The 21,322-nt window shown below is 65.9% G+C and carries 15 protein-coding genes and 1 pseudogene; 4 read left to right on the top strand and 12 right to left on the bottom strand.

Annotated features, from left to right (window positions below; genetic code table 11):
- Positions 1-43: 43 nt before the first annotated feature.
- Positions 44-559, top strand: a complete 516-nt coding sequence (locus QXK92_RS14810; RefSeq protein ID WP_306242363.1) for a helix-turn-helix domain-containing protein — start codon at positions 44-46, stop codon at positions 557-559.
- Here QXK92_RS14810 and QXK92_RS14805 read toward each other — a convergent pair.
- Positions 523-1,317 carry a GAF and ANTAR domain-containing protein gene (locus tag QXK92_RS14805; protein WP_306242361.1) on the bottom strand — a complete coding sequence of 265 codons (795 nt, stop codon included), beginning with the start codon at positions 1,315-1,317 and terminating at the stop codon, positions 523-525. The genes QXK92_RS14810 and QXK92_RS14805 overlap by 37 nt on opposite strands.
- A gap of 202 nt (positions 1,318-1,519) precedes the next feature.
- Positions 1,520-2,782: a cytochrome P450 gene (locus QXK92_RS14800; RefSeq protein WP_306242359.1), complete on the bottom strand. Its 1,263-nt coding sequence runs from the start codon at positions 2,780-2,782 to the stop codon at positions 1,520-1,522.
- 129 nt (positions 2,783-2,911) lie between these two features.
- On the opposite strand from QXK92_RS14800, the gene QXK92_RS14795 reads away from it, so the two are divergent.
- Positions 2,912-3,220: a hypothetical protein gene (locus QXK92_RS14795; protein WP_306242357.1), complete on the top strand. Its 309-nt coding sequence runs from the start codon at positions 2,912-2,914 to the stop codon at positions 3,218-3,220.
- Between the two features lie 2 nt (positions 3,221-3,222).
- On the opposite strand, the pseudogene QXK92_RS14790 reads toward QXK92_RS14795, so the two are convergent.
- From QXK92_RS14790 to QXK92_RS14775, 4 genes and pseudogenes are all read right to left on the bottom strand, one after another.
- A pseudogene (locus QXK92_RS14790) lies at positions 3,223-5,433 on the bottom strand (FUSC family protein).
- A gap of 23 nt (positions 5,434-5,456) precedes the next feature.
- Positions 5,457-6,860, bottom strand: a complete 1,404-nt coding sequence (locus tag QXK92_RS14785; RefSeq protein ID WP_306242355.1) for an alpha/beta fold hydrolase — start codon at positions 6,858-6,860, stop codon at positions 5,457-5,459.
- 157 nt (positions 6,861-7,017) lie between these two features.
- On the bottom strand, positions 7,018-7,503 hold the full coding sequence (locus tag QXK92_RS14780; protein ID WP_306242354.1) for a hypothetical protein: 486 nt from the start codon (positions 7,501-7,503) through the stop codon (positions 7,018-7,020).
- 181 nt (positions 7,504-7,684) lie between these two features.
- Positions 7,685-8,374 carry an LpqN/LpqT family lipoprotein gene (locus QXK92_RS14775; protein ID WP_306242352.1) on the bottom strand — a complete coding sequence of 230 codons (690 nt, stop codon included), beginning with the start codon at positions 8,372-8,374 and terminating at the stop codon, positions 7,685-7,687.
- A gap of 161 nt (positions 8,375-8,535) precedes the next feature.
- Here QXK92_RS14775 and QXK92_RS14770 point away from each other — a divergent pair, with 161 nt between their 5' ends.
- On the top strand, positions 8,536-11,166 hold the full coding sequence (locus QXK92_RS14770) for a GH92 family glycosyl hydrolase (protein WP_306242350.1): 2,631 nt from the start codon (positions 8,536-8,538) through the stop codon (positions 11,164-11,166).
- Between the two features lie 9 nt (positions 11,167-11,175).
- Here the strand turns inward: QXK92_RS14770 and QXK92_RS14765 are convergent, their stop codons facing one another.
- The gene (locus tag QXK92_RS14765) at positions 11,176-13,551 is read right to left on the bottom strand and encodes a lysylphosphatidylglycerol synthase transmembrane domain-containing protein (protein ID WP_306242347.1); all 2,376 of its coding nucleotides are present in this window, start codon (positions 13,549-13,551) and stop codon (positions 11,176-11,178) included.
- A gap of 142 nt (positions 13,552-13,693) precedes the next feature.
- Between QXK92_RS14765 and QXK92_RS14760 the strand changes: the two genes are divergently transcribed.
- Positions 13,694-14,641, top strand: a complete 948-nt coding sequence (locus QXK92_RS14760) for a class I SAM-dependent methyltransferase (RefSeq protein ID WP_306242346.1) — start codon at positions 13,694-13,696, stop codon at positions 14,639-14,641.
- Here QXK92_RS14760 and QXK92_RS14755 read toward each other — a convergent pair.
- From QXK92_RS14755 to QXK92_RS14735, 5 genes are all read right to left on the bottom strand, one after another.
- Entirely contained in the window at positions 14,634-15,905 is a 1,272-nt protein-coding gene (locus tag QXK92_RS14755; protein WP_306242344.1) for an amidohydrolase family protein, read from the bottom strand. The two genes, QXK92_RS14760 and QXK92_RS14755, sit on opposite strands and share 8 nt — an antisense overlap.
- A 56-nt stretch (positions 15,906-15,961) precedes the next feature.
- Positions 15,962-16,690 (bottom strand): TVP38/TMEM64 family protein, encoded by a 729-nt coding sequence (locus tag QXK92_RS14750; protein ID WP_306242342.1) that lies wholly within the window; start codon positions 16,688-16,690, stop codon positions 15,962-15,964.
- 168 nt (positions 16,691-16,858) lie between these two features.
- Positions 16,859-17,932, bottom strand: coding sequence for a hypothetical protein (locus QXK92_RS14745; RefSeq protein ID WP_306242340.1), 1,074 nt, complete (start codon positions 17,930-17,932; stop codon positions 16,859-16,861).
- 19 nt (positions 17,933-17,951) lie between these two features.
- Positions 17,952-19,370 carry a PPE family protein gene (locus QXK92_RS14740; protein WP_306242338.1) on the bottom strand — a complete coding sequence of 473 codons (1,419 nt, stop codon included), beginning with the start codon at positions 19,368-19,370 and terminating at the stop codon, positions 17,952-17,954.
- The gene (locus QXK92_RS14735; protein ID WP_306242337.1) at positions 19,367-20,731 is read right to left on the bottom strand and encodes a PPE family protein; all 1,365 of its coding nucleotides are present in this window, start codon (positions 20,729-20,731) and stop codon (positions 19,367-19,369) included. The genes QXK92_RS14740 and QXK92_RS14735 overlap by 4 nt, the downstream gene beginning before the upstream one ends.
- Positions 20,732-21,322 lie beyond the last annotated feature (591 nt).

The raw sequence follows: 21,322 nt of genomic DNA, 5'->3' as shown, positions 1-21,322 counted from the left end.
GTACTGGGCAAGATGGGGGTGACCCGTGAAGGTGGCGTAGGTAATGGATTCTCTTGACTTTGACAGCTGCGACCTGGGCGAAACGGAAGACTTCCTGGTGCGCAACTACACCGAAATGCGCATCGGGGCCACCGGCGACAACCGCCGCGCCCGCATTCAGCGGCGATGGTCGGGCCCGGTCACCTTCGACGAGCTGTCGTTCAGTTATGACATGCGCTACGACGCTGACCCGCTGGACACGGTGCTGCTGCGACGGGCCATCGCGTTCATGGAGGAGAACGCGCACAGGGAGATCATGCTGAGCGATATCGCCGAACATGTCTACGTGACGCCGCGGACCCTGCAATACATGTTCCGGCAACGCCTGGACTGCACGCCCATGGACTACCTGCGCAAGGTGCGGTTGCACCGTGCTCACCACGACTTGCTGCGCGCCACCCGCGAGTCGACCACCGTGACGCAGATCGCCAATCGGTGGGGTTTCGCCCACATCGGCCGGTTCGCCGCCTACTACCGGGAGATCTACGGACGCTCGCCACACGACACGTTGCGCCACTGACGGTCACCCGGCCCGTCACCGGCGCGCCCGAGCCGAATCAGTTTCTCGGCGATGTGCACGAGTTTGGTGTTGGACTCCTGAGACAACCGGCGCAGCATCGCGAAGGCGCCCACGGCGTTGATATCGAAGCGCTCCATGAGGATGCCCTTGGCCTGACCGATCACGTCCCGGCTGGCCAGCGCCGCGCGAAAGTGCTGCTGACTGCGGATCGCGTTCCACGCCACGCTGGTGTGCGCCCCATAGATCAGTCCCAGCTGGACGGATTCCTCGGTGAAGGCGTAGCGAGATTCGGCGTACACGCTGAACGCGGCCGGTGCGGCTTCCTCGGTGAACAGCGGGAACGAGATCATCGAGCGGATACCGGTGCGTTCCAGTGCCACGTCGCGATAGCGCGGCCAGCGCTGATCAGCGGCCAGGTCGTCGATGCAGATGGTGCGGCGCCCCCAAGCCGCCGACAGGCACGGACCCTCGCCGACCTCACGCTGCACGGTGTCCGACAACGCGGCATCGCGATGACTGGCGATCAACGTGCGAACCGCCCCGCAGCCGTCGAAGGCAGTGACCCCGAGGTACCGAGCACCCGGCACCGCCGCGACCGTGATCGCGATGATGTCGCGCAGCACCCTCCCGAAATCCACCTCGCGGCTGCGCTGCAACTCGTCGACTTTCCGGAGCACCGCGTAGATGCTCTGACGTTCGGTCGACAGAGTCTGTTCAGGTTGTTCCGATAACCGCGAGCCGACGTCGTGGCCCCTCACGATCCCCTCCAGAGCTCGGTGGCTGCATCCGGGTTGACTATCCCAGCCCACCAATCGGCCCGACAAGCCGCGTGCCCCCTGCGGGTGACGCCATGCGAGACCCCGGATCAGCACGGAAACGTTGTCACACCGAGCTTTTCGTGCACGAGGCCGGTCAGCCGGTCCCCGGACGCTTTTCGCGGAGAGGATTTCTGCCTGCGGCTCACTTTTCGCATTTCGGCCGCCCGCCGTCCCCGCCCTGATAGTCGACCGGCCAATGCTTGATGCCGGTGATGAACGGTGAGCGCAGGCGCTCGGGATCTCCGGCGGGGGCCAGGTCGGGCATCGTATCGGCGATCGCGTTGAACATCAGGTCGATCGTCATGCGTGCGAGGTTGGCGCCGATGCAGTAGTGCGCTCCGGTGCCACCGAAACCGACGTGTGGGTTCGGGCTGCGCAGGATGTTGAACGTGAAGGGGTCGTCGAAGACGTCTTCGTCGAAGTTGGCTGACCGGTAGAACATCACCAGTCGCTGGCCCTTCTTGATGGCGACTCCACCAAGTTCGGTGTCCGCCAGGGCAGTTCGCTGAAACGCGGTGATGGGAGTGGCCCAGCGGATGATCTCGTCGGCGGTGGTGGCGGGGCGTTGGGCTTTGAACAGCTCCCACTGCTCCGGGAAGTCGGTGAACGCCATCATGCCCTGGGTGATCGAATTTCGCGTCGTCTCGTTTCCGGCGATGGCGAGGGTGACCACGAACATTCCGAATTCGGCCTCGGTGAGCCGGTGGCCGTCGGCGTCGGCCCGGATCAGCGTCGTGACGATGTCGTCAGCGGGCTCTGACGCCCTGCGTTCGGCCAATTGCATGGCGTACCACATCATTTCGGCTGCCGAGGTCAGTGAATCATGGTCGGCGAACTCCGGATCGTCGGCGCCGATCATCTGATTCGACCAGTCGAAGAGCTTGTCGCGGTCCTCGGCCGGCACCCCGAGTAATCCGGCGATCGCCTGCAGCGGCAGCTCGCAGGCCACCTGCCGCACGAAATCACCCGATCGCTCGGCGGCGGCCCGAGTCGCGATCTGACGGGCACGCTCGGCCAGGTCGGCCCGCAACCGTTCGACAGCGCGCGGCGTGAACCCGCGCGCGATGATCTTGCGCAGCCGGCTGTGCTCGGGGTCGTCCATCATGATCATCGATGTCCGGCCGAGTTCGATCTGCGCTTGCGCCACCTCTGGCGGGTAGCGCGGCACCACGGACTTCTCGGCCGACGAGAAGATATCGCTGCGCAGCGAGACTTCGCGAACGTCGCGGTGCTTGCTCACCACCCAGTAGCCGCCGTCGCCGAAGCCGCCCTGATCGATCGGCTGCTCATTCCACCAGATCGGTGCTGTGGCGCGCAGCTCCGCGAATTCCTCAACCGGCAATCGGTGCGCGTAGATGTCGGGGTCGGTGAAATCGAATCCCGGCGGCAGGTTTGGGGCGGCCATCGCGTGGCTCCTTCACAGCTCCTCGGAGGAGGGGTACTGCGATGGTATCGACGCTGTCGTCGCCCGGCGCAAGAGTTTCGCAAGAAATCCGCGAACATCGGACAAGCCGGCCGCGGCAGTCTGAGCGGCATGAAGATTCCGGCGATAGTGATTGCGGGGCTGGCCGCCTGTGCGTTGCTGACGGCGAGTCCCGCGCAGGCGGACGCGCAGTCCGACGTGCAGGAGCTGCAACGGCAGACCTCTGAACTGCACGCGAACTGGGACAACCTGTCCCAGGCGCAGCGCAGTCAGCAGTTGGCGCAGCTGCAGCGGCAGGCGACCATCGTGCAGGGCGAGGTGGACAATCTGCCCCCGGAGCAACGGCCCGAGATACAGGCCAGGCTCACACAGGTGACCTTTGAGCTGGCCGACATCCTGCGCAAGGTGTGGCCGTACTGAGATCAGTTACGTTGTGGCGCAGGCATCTTGAGCCCCGCATCGTTGTCGAGGTGGGTTGCGGCGGCGACGATGGCGCGATCGATTTGACGCAGCGGATGAAGCACCGAGGGGTGTCGTTGCGTGTCGGGCGCGGGCGCCGCCGGGTTGAAGGTGCTGTCATGTTGGCGGGCCAGCGCCTCGGCGGCGTCCAGGGCGTCGGCCGCTGAGACGACGGACTCGGCGTGTGCGCCGTCCAGCGTCGCGACCAGCGAGTCGATGTTGTGCCTGATCTGATCGGCGGCCGCCGTGACCGCGCCGGCCAGTTCCTGCGGACAGTCCGGGTTGCGGTACTGCTCGCTGCGCCGGGCCAGAATGCGGGCGTAGCGGTCGCAAGCGCGGAACAACCGGAGCCGGCGCTGGATGCTGCGCCGGCCGGCGAACCCCGCGACGCCGGCCAGCAACGGCTTGGCAGTGGCCCGGACCTGTTGCAGCTTACGGTCGAGTTGGCGCGCCTGCTCGGTCGGACTTTCCGGTAGGTCGTGATCGAACATGGTCGCAATGGAGGTCGCGATCAAAGCGGACAGTTCGGCCAGGAAGTCGCGGGTGTCCTTGCGCAGCACCGTCCCGATGTTGGTGGGCAACACCAGAATTGCGACAGCACAACCGATCACGGCGCCGATGGCGGTCTCCTCGATCCGCACCAGCAGCACGCCGAAGCTGAACTGGCCGAGCAGCCCGTACAACAGCGCGAGCATCGTGGTGATCCAGAAGGCCATCAGGCTCTGAGTCAGCTGCGTGAAATAGAAGGCACAGAACAAACAGACAAAGATCATGACCAGCGAGGCGGTGCGGTCACCGGAGACGAGCGTGGCCACCAGGATGCCGCACGGCACGCCCAACACGGTGCCCAGCAGTCGCTGCCAGCCTTTGGTGAGGGTATCTCCCCAGGTAGTGGTCCCGGCGAACACCACGAACGCGGCGATCACCGCCCAGTACCAACGCGCCGGTGACACCAGGTCGCCGGTGATGATTGCCAGCGCCGCCGCGACGGAGGCCTGGATGGCCTGCCTGGTCGTCGGAAGCAATTCATGCGGGGACTCTTCGGAATCGGGGTCGGTCTCGGTTTCGGCAGCGGCCTCCTCGGGTTCCCGCGTCGTGTCGTCGTCGGCACCCGCGTGCGCCATCTGATCCCGCACCTCGGCGGTCGCTGTCGCCGCGGAGACAATCGCCAGGGCAAGGCGGCGTACCGCGGCGTGCGGGAAGTCGCAGGGTGGTTCGGGCTGGCGATCCAGGATGTCTTGCGCCTGGTTCGCCGCCCGGGCCAGGCCGGTGGGATCGGATGCCCCGATGGCCAGGGCGAGCTGGTTGAGTGCGACGGCCAGTTCGCCTCGGATCGCTGCCGGGATTGCCGCTTCCTCCGACGCCGCGCGGATACCGGCGATCGCGACCTATTCGACAGCGAGTTCGGCGTCATACAGCCACGGAGCCAACTGATCACCGTTGTGTCCGAGCCATAACGCGGCAGGGTTGGCCTTGTCCTCGATCTGGTCCTGCACCATCAGGGCCGTCTCGTTGAGTCGGGCGATGCGCACGCGCAGTCGCCGGTGGCGCCGCTCCTCGAGGCGCCCGTTACGCACGACGTCGGCCGTGGTGTCGACCACGATCGCCATCCGTGCCCGTAGCGAGCGAATAGTGGCCCGCAGCACGCGTTCTGGACGGTCGGGCAGTACGTAGGTGGTCATGACGAAGGTGCACAGGGTACCCACCAGAACGGCCAGGATCATCCACGGCAACTCGTGCACACCCGCCCGCAGGAAGAGATTGAAAAAGTAGGCCATGAACGCGACCATTCCGAGAGCCCGGCCGCGGGCCCCGAATCGCCGGACGTACACCGCGACGAACACGACGATCACGAAGACGACGTCGCTGACCCATTGATAGGGGGTCAGCAGGGCCGCGGCAGTGATGGACAGCGCCGCCGGCACCGGTAACAACGCCATCGTGATCCGCTGTTGGCGCGGGTCGGGCTCGTTGACCGATCGTGCCGCGATCATGGTGATCACGGCGCCCAGCAGGGCGACGGTCAACGGCTGGTGGGCCGCGCGGGTCAGCACCGACATCACCAGCAGGGAGCAGGCCAGCGCGATTGTGGTGCGGGTGGCCAGTCGTAGCCGCAACAGGCCCGGGTCGGAGCCGATGGTCCACGTCCGTGCCCACTGGTAGCGCTCGGTCATCGACGCGGGAAGGATGGCGGTCTTCATCCCTGCGGCAGGCTGAATGTCGGGATGGTGATCTGGCCGATGCAGGACTGCTCGACATCGGTGCGCGGGTTGTCCAGGAATGCCGTCATGATCTGTTGGGCGCACGGCGATTTCGGGATGACGCCGTGGCCGACGCCCGGAAAACGCAATGCGACGGAGTTGGGCAGGCCGGGCGTCACCTCCTTCACCCATTGCGGCGCGGTGCTGGAATCGAAGGAACCCGACAGGATCAGGGTCGGTATCTTGCTCAGGGCGGGAATAGTGTCCGCCGTGTCGGACCGGCCCAGGCCCCACGCCTGGCACTCGCGAAAGATCCAGCTGCCGGTGGGCGTGATCCGCAATACCGAGTCAGGCAGCCCGGGCATCGCCAGTCGCGCCTGGGACAGGGCCTGATCCGGGTTGGTCCACGCGGCCATCTCCTGGCAGTAGGTGCCCAGCGCCAGCCCCGCGCCCAGGAGGCCGCGGTCGGGTCCCGACGGCGCGGCGGCGGCTATCCCGGTGCCGGCCAGGGCTCCGTCGCCGCGGGACAGTTGGTAGATCATCCGTGGGATATCGACGACCTTGGCGGGATCGGCACTCCAGTCCAGTACCAGGGGCACGACCTTGGACCCGTCGATGGTGACCCGCGTCGCCTGGCCCGCCGGGTTCGTGGTGGTCACCTCGATCGGGTTGCGGCTCAACGCATTCACGGTGTCGAGGAACACCGTCGGCAGGTTCGGGTACGCGGCCGCACAGGCGGGCTGGTTGGCACATGCCACGAAGATCGCGGCCAGGCCACTGGCGGGCGCATCCCACCAGTGGTCGACGATGTTCACCTGCGGTGCCACCACCGAATCCAGGACCATCGACCGGATGCCCTTGGGGTGGTCGCGCAGGAGCTGCTGAGCCAGGTCGGTGCCGTAGGAGACGCCGTAGACGTTCCACTGCTCGATGCCCAGTTGCTCCCGCAGGTCGGCGATATCGGCGGCGTTCTCCCGCGTGTCATACGCCGCGAAGTCGGCACCGGAAGACGCCAGCCGCTTGCGGCAGTCGGCAACGGCGGCGGCGTCCAGATCCGCGGTCGCTGGTGCCTGGAACACCAATTGCACTGCGCGGGTGGTGAAGTCGTCCATTTCCGGGCAACTCAGGTGCGGGTCGCTGTGTAACGTGCCGCGTTGGTTGACGAAAATGACGTCTCGGTCGGCGTTCATCCCGCCGGCCACCACGGCCGGCGCGCTCAACGTCCCCGCCCCGCCGGGGCCGCCGGCCAAGAACACGATGGGGTCGGCCTTGGGTGCGTTGTTGGCGGCTTTCACCCGCGCGACGAGAATCCGGATCGTTCGACTCTGCGGCTCGTCCCGGTTCTCCGGCACGCTGAGGTAACCGCAGCTGTAGTTGGCGCCCAGGTCGGCCTGGGCCACTCCCGGGAAGTTCGGTTGGGGGCAGGGCGCGGGCGCATACGAGATTCGGCTGGTTGACCCGTGGGAGCATCCGAGCACACCTGCGATAAGGACCACGGCTGCCAGGTAAGCCGGTGCCCGGCACCCGGCACGTAGTGAGAAGGGCAAAGGTCGCTGCTCAGCCGGCCGGGATGAACTTGATGGCGGACAGCTTGAGCCGTTCGATCGCCTCGCCGAACTCCTCCGGCGTCGGCATCCGGTTATCGCGGAACTTCAGCCCCATCTGACGCTGCGCGCGCTTGACGTCGTAGGAGTGCGCGGCGCGCACGTAGAGATCGCGGGTGACGGCACGGTCCTCGACGAGCTCGCCGCGCATTGCGGTCGTCGTGCCGTTGTAGACCACCTGCGCGGGGCCGCCGCCGCGGAAGTTGAACTTCCAGGCGGCACTGGCCAGCGCGTAGAGGTCGCCGTCGATGACGTGCGCGCTCACCGGGAGCTTGAACTGCTTGCCCGACTTGCGACCGGAGAAATTCAGCACCATGAACTGTGTGCGCAGCGACCCGCCGAGCGGGGTCCCCAACAGGAAGCCCAGCGCCGGGTTGACGGCTTTGAGCAACGCTGAGGGGGGGTGGCCGACGTCAACCGCATACGACTGTTCTGTCATGCGTTTCACCGTAGACAATCGCGCGGTGCTGCGGGAGACGCCTCGACGTCGCCGAGCGTGAAGACAGGATGGCGATCGGGCCCGGATCTCGCCGTCAGCTCACGCTCGGCGACGCGGCCCGGCGGCCGCCCAGCAAAACGCCGCGGAGCGTGCGGGCTCCGCGGCGCGTTGCGTTCTCGAACTAGGGAGTGATGGTGGTCTGGTCGTCGATCACCGCGGTGGCGTCCATCAACGGGCCGGCCTCGGAGTCCAGCGCGTCGGCGTCGAGCTGGAGCACGAACAAGCCGTTGGGGCCGGTGATCACGACGGTCTTCTGCGCGACAGCGCGCTTCTTGCCGTTCTTGGTGTAGGACCCGCCGAACTGCCACGCCGGGAAGCCGCCGAGAGTGGACTCTTTCCCGTTCGGGCTGCCAGCCTCGAATTCGGGCAGGTTCTTCAACTCACCGGGCGCGTATTCGAGGATCTTCTTGGGGTCGGCGTTGCCTTCCAGTTTGGACACGATCGCCACGATCGTCGGTGCGTCATTGGGGTCAGCCGGCGCGTCGAAGACGATGCCGCCGTAGGGCGCGCCCTGTCCTTCGGGAACCGTGTGCCAGCCGTTGGGCACCGGAAGGTTGATGGTGGGGGAGCCGGGATCGCCGTGGTGCACCGGCACCTCTTTGAGGTTGGCTTCCCGGATGTAGTCGGCAATGGTCTTATTGGCCTGCGCGCCCGACGTTGCGCTGGTCGTCGTCGTGGAGGTGGACGTCGACGTCGAGGTGGACGTGCTCGTCGAAGTCGATGTCTTGACTTCGGTCTTGGTTTCGGAGTGGCACCCCACCAGCGTCAGGCTCAGTGCCACCGTTGCGACTACTGCCGTCAGGTCCTTCATCTCTCGCATCTCCAAAGTTGTGGCACCGGCATCTGTGCCGGTGACGTAGGAGAAGAGAGTAGCCGAAGCGCGCAGTTCGTCGTCATTATCTGCCGAATACGCTGGGTGAGTCGTTCGCCGAAAATGCCACTGGAACCGCCGGCGTGCAGTAAGAGACATTTATGCGGTCTTCAAGGTCGCGAACGGGCCTCAGGGCCACCGCCGCCACCCTCGCGGTGCTGGCTCTCTTCGTGCCGTTTTTCCTGCTGGCACCGACTGCCTACGACGGCGAGCCCGCAGCGGTGACGAATCTGGTGCAGCACGTCGACACTCTTGTCGGCACCGGTACCGGCGGCGACATCGTCGGGGAAATCAACAACTTTCCTGGCGCCACTGTGCCTTTCGGCATGGTGCAGTACTCGCCTGACACCGTCGACAACTACGCCGGTTATGACCATGCCAACGACCGCGCCACCGGATTCAGCATGACCCACGCCTCGGTGGGCTGCCCCGCCTTCGGCGACATCTCCATGCTGCCGACCACCAGCTCCGTCGGTTCCCGGCCGTGGGCGGCGTGGGATCGAATCGCCCACGACGACACGGAGTCCGGTGTGCCGGGCTACTACACGGTCCGCTTTCCAGATACCGGAGTCAAGGCAGAACTCACCGCGACCACCCGGACCGGCCTCGGACGGTTCAGCTTCCCGCGCGACAACCGGCCCGCGCTGCTGCACGTGCGTTCGGGTGCGTCGCTGGCGGGCAACTCGCGCGCGGCAATTCAGCTCGGCGAGGACAACACCACGATCACCGGGTGGGCGACCAGCGGCTCGTTCTGCGACAAGCAGAACACCTACACGGTGTACTTCGCGATGGAGTTCAACCAGCCGTTCCTGTCCTACGGAACCTGGGACGGTTATTCGGTGTATGACGGTGCCCGTCAGGCTAATTCGCCGTACAGCGGAGGCTACGTGCTGTTTCCGGCCGGTGCCGTGCTCGAGGTTCGGACCGCCATCTCCTATGTGAGCATCGAGGGCGCCCGCGCGAACCTGGCTGCCGAGCGCGGCACCTTCGACGGCGTTCGCGCGGCCGCGACCAGTGCCTGGAACGGTGCGCTGTCGCGGATCACGGTGTCGAGTCGCAGCCCCGCCGACGTGACGACCTTCTACAGCTGTCTGTACCGGTCGTTGCTGCATCCCAACACCTTCAACGACGTCGACGGCCGATACATCGGGTTCGACAACGCGATCCACACCGTCGCGCCGGGCCGTACGCAGTACGCCAATTTCTCCGACTGGGACACCTACCGCAGCCTGGCCGCGCTGCAAGGTCTGTTGTTCCCGAAGGAGGCCAGTGACATGGCCCAGTCGCTGGTGACCGATGCCGAGCAGAGCGGCGCCCTGCCCCGGTGGGCCCTGGCCAATGCCGCGACAAGCCAGATGACCGGCGACAGCGTGGTCCCGCTGATCGTGAACCTGTACATGTTCGGGGCCAGAGACTTTGACACGGCGGCCGCCCTGCGTTTCATGGTCAGTGGCGCGACCCTCGGTGGTGCCGGTGTAGACGGGTACGTCGAGCGTCCGGGGATCGGCGCCTACCTGCAGCTTGGCTACCTCCCACAGCTCACCGCGTTCGGCCCCGGCGCCTCGATCACTCTGGAGTGGTCGATCGATGATTTCGCCATCGCCCGATTCGCCGCCGCACTGGGGGACGACCGGACCGCCGCCGCGTTCCAGGACCGGGCACAGTACTGGCAGAACCTGTTCAATCCGACGACCGGATACATTTCGCCGCGCAGCCCGAGCGGGCTCTTCCGCGAGGGTCCGGGTTTTCGGGAGTCCGGGTCGGCGTTCGGCCAGCCCGGTTATGACGAGGGCAACGCAGAGCAGTACCTGTGGCTGGTGCCACAGAATATCGGCGGCCTGGTCACCGCGCTGGGTGGCCGAAAGGCGTTCGCCGCGCGCCTCGATCGATTCACCAAGCGCCTCAACGAAGGTCCGAACGAGCCCTACCTGTGGGCCGGTAACGAGCCGTGTTTCGGTGTCCCGTGGTTATACAACTACGTCGGCGAGCCTTGGCAGACGCAACGCACCGTCGACCGGGTCCGTGGGCTGTTCGGCCCGACGCCCGACGGCGCACCCGGCAACGACGATCTCGGCGCGATGTCCAGTTGGTACGTCTGGGCCGCCCTGGGCATGTATCCGATCATCCCGGGCACCCCGGTCCTCGCCGTCAACACGCCATTGTTCGATCGCGCTGTAATCGCTCTGCCCACAGGGCAATCCATCCGCATCACCGCGCCGGGCGCATCGGGTCTCAACCGCCTGAAGTACATCAGAGGTCTGCGCCTCAACGGTGAACCGAGCGATCGGACCTATCTCCCTGAATCTTTGATCACCACGGGGGGTGACGTAGCGTTCTCGCTCGCTGCCCGACCCGACAGCTGGGGCACCGCCGAATCGTCGGCGCCACCGTCCTTCGGTGCCGGCAGTTCGACTTTCGCGGTCAACGCGCCAAGTCCGGTCGCCACGATCGCGCCGGGGACGACGGGCACGCTGCAGCTCGACGCGCAGCGGATGATCGACGGAGTCGACGAATACACCGTTACCGGTATTTCTTACGCGCCGGGAATCACAGTTGCCCCGGCGAATGGACGATTCGGGCGCGACGGGGCCGCGAAGGTGGATGTTGCGATCACCGTGGCGAAGACGGTGCCCCAGGGCTATTACCAGGTCTTCCTGACCGCGACGGCGGGAGGAAGCAGCAGATATCTGACCGTCATGGTCGACGCCGCGACAGCGGATTCAGGCGAATAGTATTCAGGCTCAGACCATCTCGTTCTTGGTGAGCCAGCGCATGACCGGCCAGCCCACGAAAACCGGCAGCCAGCAGGTGAGTACCCGGTAGAGCAGCACCGACGGCACGCCGATGGCCGCCGGCACGCCGAACGCGGCGAGCCCACCGATCAGTGCGGCTTCCACGGCCCCGACGCCGCCCGGGGTGGGCGCTGCGGAAGCCAGTGTCCCGCCGACCATCGTCACCACCGTGACGGTGACGAACGTCGTCCCACCGCCGAACGCCTCGACGCTCGCCCACAGCGCCAGCGCCGCGCCCAAAGTGGTTCCGGCAGCTCCCAATACGATGAGGCCGAGACGTTTGGGTTCGCGCGCCAGATCGGCGAGGTCGCGGGTGACCTCCCCGACCTTGGGGCGCAGTTCGGTTGCCAGCCAGCGTCTCAGGTTGGGCACCAGCAGAAAGGTGCCGATGATGCCCAGAGCCACACCGGCGATCAGGTACAGCACCGTGGCGTTGGGTACGAAGTGGGACAGGTCGGTCGACGTTCCGGCCACCGCGCTGAACAAGATCAGCAGCGTCAGGTGCACGATCACCTGTACCGATTGCTGCAGGGCCACGGCCGCGGTGGCCCGCAGTGCGGTCAGGCCGCCCTTTTGCAGAAACCGGGTGCTCAGCGCCAGGCCGCCGACCCCGGCCGGGGTGGTCGTTGCGGCAAAGGTGTTGGCCACCTGCATGATCGACAGTTTCCAGAAGCTCACCGCACCGTCGGCGCAGGCCCACAGCGCTCCCGCCGCACCGACGTAGGTCAGCGCCGACACCGACAGGCCCAGCAACGCCCACCACCAGTTCGCGGTCCGCAGTTCGTGGAAGAACGTGGGGACGGTGCTGATGAAGGGGTACGCGACATAGACCAGGGCGCCGATCAGCACCAGCTGGATGAACTGGCTGCGGCTGAACCGGGTGATCGTCTCGGTTTCAATCTGGTCGGCCCCGGTCTGGCGCTTCACCTCCGCTCGCGCGTCGGCCATCACGGCCTTCGGGTTGGCTACCGATTGCCGAATTCGTTTGGGCACAGCGGATTTGGTGAGGCGGCGCGATGCAGTCAGGATGCTGTCCTTGCCGAAGGCCGCGATCGCGGCGCTCACCGCGGACTCCGCGTCGTACAGCGCCGACGTCGTGACCAGCAGCTGGGCGATGTCGGATTGCAACTGGGCATCGGTGGCGCCGTACTCGGCGGCGCCGAACCCGCCGAAGAGGACCTTGCCGTCGGCAACCGTGATCTCGTTGCAGCGCAGGTCGCCGTGCGAGATCTGATGGTCGTAGAGGACGTGCAGGGATTCCCAGACGCTGGCGACCGGTGTCTCGCCGGCGCATTCGTCGATCGGCACTCCCTGCACGGGCTGGTGGGCATACATCGTCCAGCCGCGGTCCAGGGCGGCAAGCGCGATCGTCGAGGTGTTGGCGACACCGGTGTCCGCGATGGCGATGGCCATCAGCGCGCGGTGCTCGACCGCGCGCCGCAGGGAGGTTTGCAGGGGCGCGGTTTCCGACCCGCGCAGCCGCAGTTTCCACCACAGCTGGCGTAGCGCGCCGCCGCTGCGCTGATGCGGGCCGTACAACTCGACCGCCGCGCGCGAGGACGGTTCGGTGGACTCGGCCGACAACACCAGCGGCCCGGGCCCGCCCGGGCGGACCACCACGAGCCGCGATACCAGGAATCCGCGCCGGGCCATCGCGCGCACGGCACCCTCCAACGGCACCTCGAGAGCGGGAGTGCCGACGACCAGAACCACGAACGCCCCGACGAACCAGCCCACCGAGAGACCCACCACCGCGCGGGCCGGCACGATGGCGCTCACCACCAGGTGGATGGGTACGAAGGCGAGCAGCAACGCCCACCACCAGTGCCGCCAGCGGGCCGGCAGCCAGGGACCCGAAACCGTCAGTACCGCGGCCAGCATGGCGATCCAGCGCGGGTCGTCGAGGAACTGGGCCGGCACCGTGGTGAGCTTGTCGTTCAGGTCGAAGTGCCAGCGTGGCGCGGCGATGCGGTTGCTGCTGATCGACAAAGGGAGGACGGCCATCAGCGCGGCAGCGCCGTAGGCGCCCAGCAGCTTCCATTGCCGGGACAGAATCAGGCCGATCAGGATCACGAACGGCAGCGCCAGGATCGCGATGCCGTACACCAGGTACACCAGGTCGGACTGGGTGGGAGTCAGGACTCCGACGATTTCGGAGATCGACTTCTCCAGTGCCACCCATCGAGGGCGGGTGATCAGGGAGCTGGTGACCACCGCAACCAGGAAGAGTGCGGCCAATGCCAGCCGGATGATGTCGTTGGTGCGTCGGGTCAGTGGTTGCAGCAAGCTGCCGGACACGGTGATGTCGCGGCCGTCAACTCGCATGTGCGGGGTCCTTCGAGATCCTTGGATCCGTCTTCCGGGTTACCTCTGTCGGCTGTTCTACGACAACTTAACGTGCCAGCAGGTTCACATCCTGCTCACGTACTCTCGGCACTGGCGTGTGTTGGGAGTAGGAGGACTGGGCGTGGTGCGCACCGAGAACGACACCTGGGAGATCACCGAAAGCGTGGGAGCGACGGCGCTGGGCGTGGCTGCGGCTCGCGCAGCGGAGACCGAGAGTCAAAACCCGCTGATCAGAGACCCTTTCGCGAGGGTCTTCCTGAATGTGGTCGGCGACGGGATCTGGAATTGGTTCGCCGCACCGGACCTGCCGGACGAGTTGGTGGAAGCGGAACCGCAACTGCCCGACCAGATGCAGTCGATGGTGAACTACATGGCGTCTCGCACGGCCTTCTTCGACAGCTTCTTCCTGGATGCGACGCGGGCCGGCGTCACCCAGGTGGTGATTCTGGCGGCGGGCCTGGATGCGCGGGCCTGGCGGTTGCCGTGGCCGGATGGCACGACGGTGTACGAACTCGACCAGACCAAGGTGCTGGAGTTCAAAGCGTCGACGTTGGCGGAGCACGGGGCGCAGCCGACGTGCCACCGCGTCCCGGTTGCGGTGGATCTGCGCCACGACTGGCCGGCGGTGTTGCAACAGGCCGGGTTCGACCCGTCCGCGCCCAGTGCCTGGTCTGTCGAGGGGTTGTTGCCCTACCTGCCGGCTGCCGCCCACGAGTTGCTGTTCGAGCGGATTCAGGGGCTCGCCGCGCCCGGCAGCAGGATCGCGGTCGAGGCGCCCGGGCCGGATTGGCTGGATGAGGACGTGCGCGCGAAGCGGCGTGAGCGGATCGACCGGATGCGCGCGGTGATGGCGAAGCTCGATCCCGGACGCGAGATGCCCCGGACCGACGAGCTGTGGTACTTCGAGGAGCGCGAGGACGTGGGCGAATGGTTGCGCAGGCACGGCTGGGACGCGACGGTGACGCAGTCCCCGCAGCTGATGGCCGACTACGGGCGCGGTGTGCCTGAGGGGGTCGAGGACACTTCGCCGCGCACCCAGTTCGTGTCAGCGGTGCGTTCGGCTACCTGACTGCCCCTTTGACCAGCCGGCCGTCCTTGATGATCGCGGTGAATGCCTCGCCGGGCCGGGCGATCAGCGAGATGTCGGCCACCGGGTCGCCGTCGACGAGGATGAGGTCGGCCAGGGCGCCCTCGGCCACGACACCGAGGCGCCCCGGGTAGGGATTGCGGGGCCCGGACATGGCGAGCAGTTCGGCGTTGCGAATAGTGGCCTGCTGCAACACTTCTGCGGGAGTGAACCAGCGGGTGAGCTTAGCCAGTTGGGCGCCTTGGCGTTTGGCGAGCCCCGCATCGAACAGCGTGTCGGTGCCGAAGGCGATCTTGACGTTGTGTTTGATCGCCAGTTCGTAGGCGGTGTCGGTGCCGCTGACCATCTGCTGAAATTTGGGCACGTTCGCGGGTGGAACCGTGACGGCGTCTTCGTCGTCGAGAAACGGCTGCAGACACCACCAGACGTCCTTCTCTGCCAGCAGCGCGGCCGTCTCGTCATCGATGAGATGGCCGTGTTCGACGCAACGGACACCCGCGGCGACCGCGGTGCGGATCGCCCGGGGCGTGTAGGCGTGCACCGTGACGTACGTGCCCCAGTTCTCGGCGGCTTCCACCGCGGCGTGCATCTCCGCCTCGGTGAACTGGGAGACATCGAGCGGATCGTAAGCCGAGGCAACGCCGCCGCCGGCCATCAGCTTCAGTTGCGAGGCGCCGCGGCGCAGCATTTCCCGCGCGCCGCGCAGCACCTCGGCTTCGCCGTCGGCGATGACGGCGGCGCCGATGATCTCGATGTAGCTGAGGTGGCCGCAGACACCGCGGGGCACCTCATGCGGCATCCGGAAATCGCCGTGGCCACCGGTCTGAGAGATGAAGCCACCGGCAGGGTAGATGCGCGGACCGGGAATCGTGCCGTCGTCGATCGCCTGCTTGATGCCGAAGACCGGGCCACCGAGATCACGAACGGTGGTGAAGCCGCGCAACAGGGTCTCTTCGGCGCTGACGACCGCCCGGGCGAAGACGTAACCGAGTTCGCTGACCTGAGCCATCAACGCGGAGATGGTGGTGAACATCGCGTGCCAGTGCGCATCGATCAGTCCCGGCATCAGGGTCTTGCCGGTGCCGTCGATCGTCGGGCCCGGGTCGCCGTCCGGAGGCGCGGCGGTGGGTGCCGTGATCGAGGCGATGAGCCTGCCGCGAACCGTGACGTCGTGCGGACCGGTGACCCGGCCCTGGACGCTGTCGAAGATGTTGACGTTGGAAATGCGGAGCTCGTCGATAGTCATCCCGTTCAGTGTCGCCTAGTGCGAATCTGCGGGCCGGGGCGGTAGGTGTGCGGGCGCTACTCGTCTTCGGCATCCTCGGCCACCCGATCTTCGTCGTCGGGGCCGGGGTGGCTGCGCCAGTGCCGGTATAGGTGTCGCGCGGCGAACACGCCGATTATCGCGGTGGCGCACCACACCGCTATCGCCGCGTACGCCAGCGGCGACGAGCGATCGCGAATCGAAGCGCCCAGCGCGGTGTAGACGAACGCTCGCGGCGCCGAACCGATGAACGATCCGATCGCGATCTGCCACAGGGGAATTCCGAAGGCGCCGAATGTGTAGGAAGCAAGCGCGTCCGAGATTCCGGGGACGAAGCGCTGCCCCACGACCGCCCACAACCCGCCTCGTTCGATGATCGAGTCGACGCGTTCGGCCCGCTTGGGCCCGATGAGCACTCGTGCGCTGTCCCGGCCGGCCCGACGACCGACACTGCTCGCGACGATCGCCGTGCCCATCGCCGCACCGAGCGTCACGACGATTCCCAAACCCGGGCCGAACAGCAGGCCGCTGCCCGCGGCGAGGATCGAACCGGGCAGGAAGATGGCGCCGAGGAAGGCCGACATGACGACGTAGACAAGCGGCGCCATCGGTCCGCTCGCGGCAACGGTACGCCGCACCGCGTCGATGTCGACGACTCGCGCGACAGCCACCAGATAGAACATGGTGAGCAGGAAAGCTACGAAGACGACGAGCCGGATGATGTGGCGTCGGCGGGAGGTGCCTGCGGTGCCGTCGTCGTCAACCATGGTCGCCGGCCCGAGCCCGAAGCGTGCCCGGTCGGCCCGTGCCCGAAGTGGTGGACGCGCGAATTGCGGAGCTGGCGGTAGTCATCGGATTCAGTGTCGCTTAACGCGGTCGGGAACCGACCCGGAGACGCGAGAGGGCCCACCGGAGAATCCGGTGGGCCGATGCCGTCATGCGTCGTCGCGGACGCTCCCTGCTACGGGCGTTGGTGGTGCAATCAGGCTCGGGGCCTGCCGACGCCGCTGTGCGCCGGGCATCAGTCGCATGATGAAGAAATAGATCGCCCCTGGAAATACCAGGCAGAGAATGATCGAAATCCACAGCCTGGCGTGGGGCGATGTCCATGCATTGACCGCGAGCGTCGAAGACATGGACGACAGGCCGGAGATGCCGACCGCGCTGAACAGGTATGCGGCCGTCAGCCCCGCGGGAACTCGCAGGGATCTGAGCTGAAAATTCAGCACAGCGTGCCAATCGGCGCGTTCGCGTGTCAGGTCGACTATTCGAGCGGTAACCGCGCACACTGTAGCGATCAGTAATACGGTGCCGAAAATCCATATGAATACCAGCGCGGTGACCATTGTTTCATGGTCGATCTGAGAAAATTCATAATACATTTCCTCGGTGAACACCGTGGAATCATAGACCAGTAGCGCCGTGGTGCCGCCGAGGATCATGCCCACGATGATATTCCCCAGTGCGGTCAGCCATTTCTGCGCTTCGGCATCGCTATCCGCGGCATATCGAGCCAGCATCCAGGCCAGGCCGGCGCCGAGAATGGCCGCACCCAACGCCAGCAACCCGGCCGCCGGCATGAACTTCACCCAGGAGTACGCGCAGACCTGCTGCGCCGACTGTGCGCCGTCAAGGTTCCCCCCGTAATTCGACGCCGTGGCCGCCATCGGCCGGAATCGTTCGGCAGCAGGTGGTTTCGTGGCACGGACGGAGCCGAAAAGGTATGCGTCAAGCACCAGGATGATGACGCCCATCGACAAGAAAACAAGTATGTGTGTCACGTGCTGCTGGGTTCCCTGGGGCCTCGGCGGCGATGTGCCCGCGTCATTCTCAACCGGCGCGGGTGCGCCCCATTCCTTGCTGATTATCGTAGTCAGGGCGATGATCATGAATCCCGCAAAGAGACCGGCAAGTTGTGCGTTTGTCGTCGATAACTCGATAATGCTCCACGGGTGTTTGGCTGAAATGCAGAGGTTATCGAGCAGGAGATCCGGGTTGATGTCACTCATGAAGGCCTCCCACCATTAGCTATTTTTGCGTCGCGTCCGCAATAATTGTTGCCGCCGTGCGCTTGAGCACATCCCGCTGCCTCGTTACTTCGGCAAACGCTTTGCGCAACTGGTTCAGTTCATCCCGTTCGCTCATTCTGTCGTCGTCGTCGCCGCCGCGAGGTGTCGGTTGTACCCATGGGGCGGCCGGGTCCTCGCGCATGGTGGGCTCGACGCCTAACGCCGGTATCACCTTGTGGCGAACCCCGGAGCGGAAGCGGGTCTGATCACCTCGTGGTGCGTTGACGGCGCTGACAACCGGTCCCAACGGGGCCGCCGCACCGGAATAGGCGGCCCCGGTATCGCCGAGCTGCGGCAACCCGTCAGCGCTGACGAGCGGCAAAGCGGACGCTGCCAGTCGGACCGCCGGGGATTCACCCCACGACGGTGGTACCGACATCCTGCCGACCGACGCGGCTTCGCCCAGGCCGGCCGATACAGGGGCTATGCCGGTGCCCGCCGACTCCGGCGCGTCCCCGGTCAAACCGATTCCGAATTCGGCAATTTCGTCGTGCATCGCCAACCCGTCGGACTCGGCGGCCGCCGGCGCCGTCAGAGCGGACATCAACGGACTCGCGCCCAGGGCCAACGCCGGTGTAAGGGTGAAGATGACCCCAGAAGCGTTGAAATTGATGCCCTCTGAGAGGAGCTGATAGCCCAGCGTCAACTCGCTCAGCGAGTTGAACGACTGGATCGGGTAGCTGTTCAACAAAGCCAACAGCCAGTTCGATGCGCCGACCGATCCCGAGGACAGGCTATTCAGCAACTCGGGCACGCTCGACATTGCCGACTGAGCGCTTGAGCCGGTCGCGGCCGCAGTGGCCTTGGAGATCGCGGCGCCCTGACGGGTTGTTCCGGCAGGATCGGCGATCTGAGGTGGTGCACCGAACGGCGCCAAGTTCGTCGCGGCCGCCGATGCTCTGGCGTAGCTGTACATTGCCGTCGCATCCTGGGCCCACATTTCGGTGTACCGCGCCTCGGTTGCCGCGATCGCTGCGCTGTTCTGTCCCAATAGGTTTGTCGCAACCAGTGATGTCAGTAATGCTCGGTTCACCTCGATGGCCACCGGGGGTACGGTCGCCGCGAAAGCCGCTTCGTACGCCGCCACTGCCGATTCAAGCTGACCCGCGGTCTGCAGTGCCTGTGCGGCAGTGGCTGTCAGCCAGGACACGTATGGAATCGCCGCTGCGGCCATCGAAGTCGACGACGGGCCCGCCCATAGACCGCTTGTCAACGTAGCCAGCACCGCGCGGTAGGAGGTGGCGGTCGAACCCATTTCCGCCCCCAGTGCAGCCCATGCCGCCGCGGCCGTCACCAACGGTCCGGCGCCCGGGCCCGCATACATCCGGGCGGAATTGATCTCCGGCGGTAGTGCCGCAAAGTCCAGAAGCGCGTTCACAACATCGCCTCTTTGATCAAGCGGGCAGCCGCGTCTCGCTCGGTCGCTACTTCGGTGATCTGTTCACGCAACCTGGCCAGCTCTGCTCGTTCGTGCTCACTGAGCGTGCTGACGGCATGGCCGATGCTGCGCTGTGACTGTGCCGCCGGAACCGCGTTCCGCGCGTCGGCGGTGCGCTCCCCGGGCATCGCGGCGACCACTTTGGCGGCGGGCGTGGATCGCAGACGAGACTGCTCGCCACGCGGAGCGTTGACCACGCTGCCAACCGGGGGAATGCCGCCGGCAAGCCACTCCGGTCCGGCGGCACCGGTTGGTGTCAAGGCAGTGCTCGGCAATGCCGTGGCGGCCAGCCGAATCGCGGGAGCGGAAACCCAGGACGGCGGCACCGACAACGTTCCGACCGTCGCTGAGTTCCCGAAGCTCGCCGAAGCCCCAATCTCGTTGCGCCCGAGCGCGACTGATTCGCCGACGGTTGATGTGTAGGTGGCTGGGACGGACGTTGACCCGGCATCGAGCGGCACTGCAGCGGTCGCGTCCGCCGAAGCTGCCAGCCCGCCCAAGGTACCCGCGAGGGTCAAGCCGGCAGAGAATGAATAGAGGAATCCGCTGAACACGAGATTGAGGTTTCCGGCATTCGCGGCGAGTACGTTGAGCGCCGTCCCGGTGGGGCTGCCCAGCACGCTTTCCAGCCATGTGACGGGATTGAACGCTCCCGCCGTCGCGAGATTCTGCAGGGCACCTGGAACGGCGGCAAGCAGCTCCGACAGCGCCGGGTAAGTGCTCGAGCCGGTCGCGGCAGCGGTCGCTTCGGTGACCGTGAGACCTGTCGACGCCTGGGTGATCTGCGGTGGCGAGCCGAACGGTGTCAGCCTTGTCGCGGCGGCGGACGCCTCGGCATATCCGTACATCGCCGACGCATCCTGAGCCCACATTTCGGCGTATTGCGCCTCGGTGGCCGCGATCGCCGGAGTGTTCTGCCCAAAGACGTTGGTCGCCACCAACGCCGCCATCAAGACTCGGTTGACCTCGATCGCCACCGGCGGCACCGTCGCCGAAAAGGCCGCGTCATAGGCTGCCGCCGCCGCGTACAGCTGGCCGGCGGTCTGCTCGACCTGCGCGGCAGTGACGTCCAGCCACGACACGTACGGTGCCGTGGCCGCCATCATCGAACTTGCCGAGGGGCCTAACCAGGGTCCGCCAGTCAGGGTGGAAAGCACCGAACGATAGGCCGATGCCGTGGAATTGAGTTCTGCCGCCACCGCGTCCCACGCTGCGGCAGCCGCCAGCAGCGGCGCGGACCCCGCACCGGTGTAAATGCGCAGGGAGTTGATCTCCGGCGGTAACAACGCAAAATCGACCACTGCACTCACCCGAAATTCGACCTGGTCTCGATCAACTTCTCATGTCCTGCTTCCAGGCAGCCTCGCATGAAGCTCTGGGCGCTCGCTGAGCGCTATAGCCGCAGGGTGCAAACCGGTGTCCAGAAAACCACATTCGATGGTCGGATAGCTATACACATGGGCACCTTATTTATCAGAATTTTCGATGAGCTCCTATTTGGATAAAGCAAGACGAGTTAAACGTCCATGATGCGCCACCGATTGAGACGCCTATGACGCCCCCAAGACGCTTATGTCGCATGGTCGACGTTTGTCGCTCCGTTAAGACGGGTCGCATGCAGGGCGTCGAAAACCGTTGTACCTGGTGAATGTTGGTGGTATCGATATTGCAACCTGCCAGAACAGACAAGGTGCCGGGATGCCGTCAGATTCGCCTTCCGGGACCGCGATAGGTGAGTTCATGCGCTGCTTTTTCGATCCGGGACTACTCGGTTCAGTGGCGCTGCGTTACGGTGCGCTCCGCGTTGTTTTGCGGCAGTGGCATCGACTTCGACATAGCAATTCCTCGCTATTCCGATATCCGGCTGGATCACGTGGAGTGTTGGTGCCGTC

This window comes from Mycobacterium sp. TY815, assembly GCF_030755135.1.
Classification (GTDB): Bacteria; Actinomycetota; Actinomycetes; order Mycobacteriales; family Mycobacteriaceae; genus Mycobacterium.
Note: the sequence above shows the minus strand (reverse complement) of the source record. Positions and strands in the feature narration are given on the sequence as shown.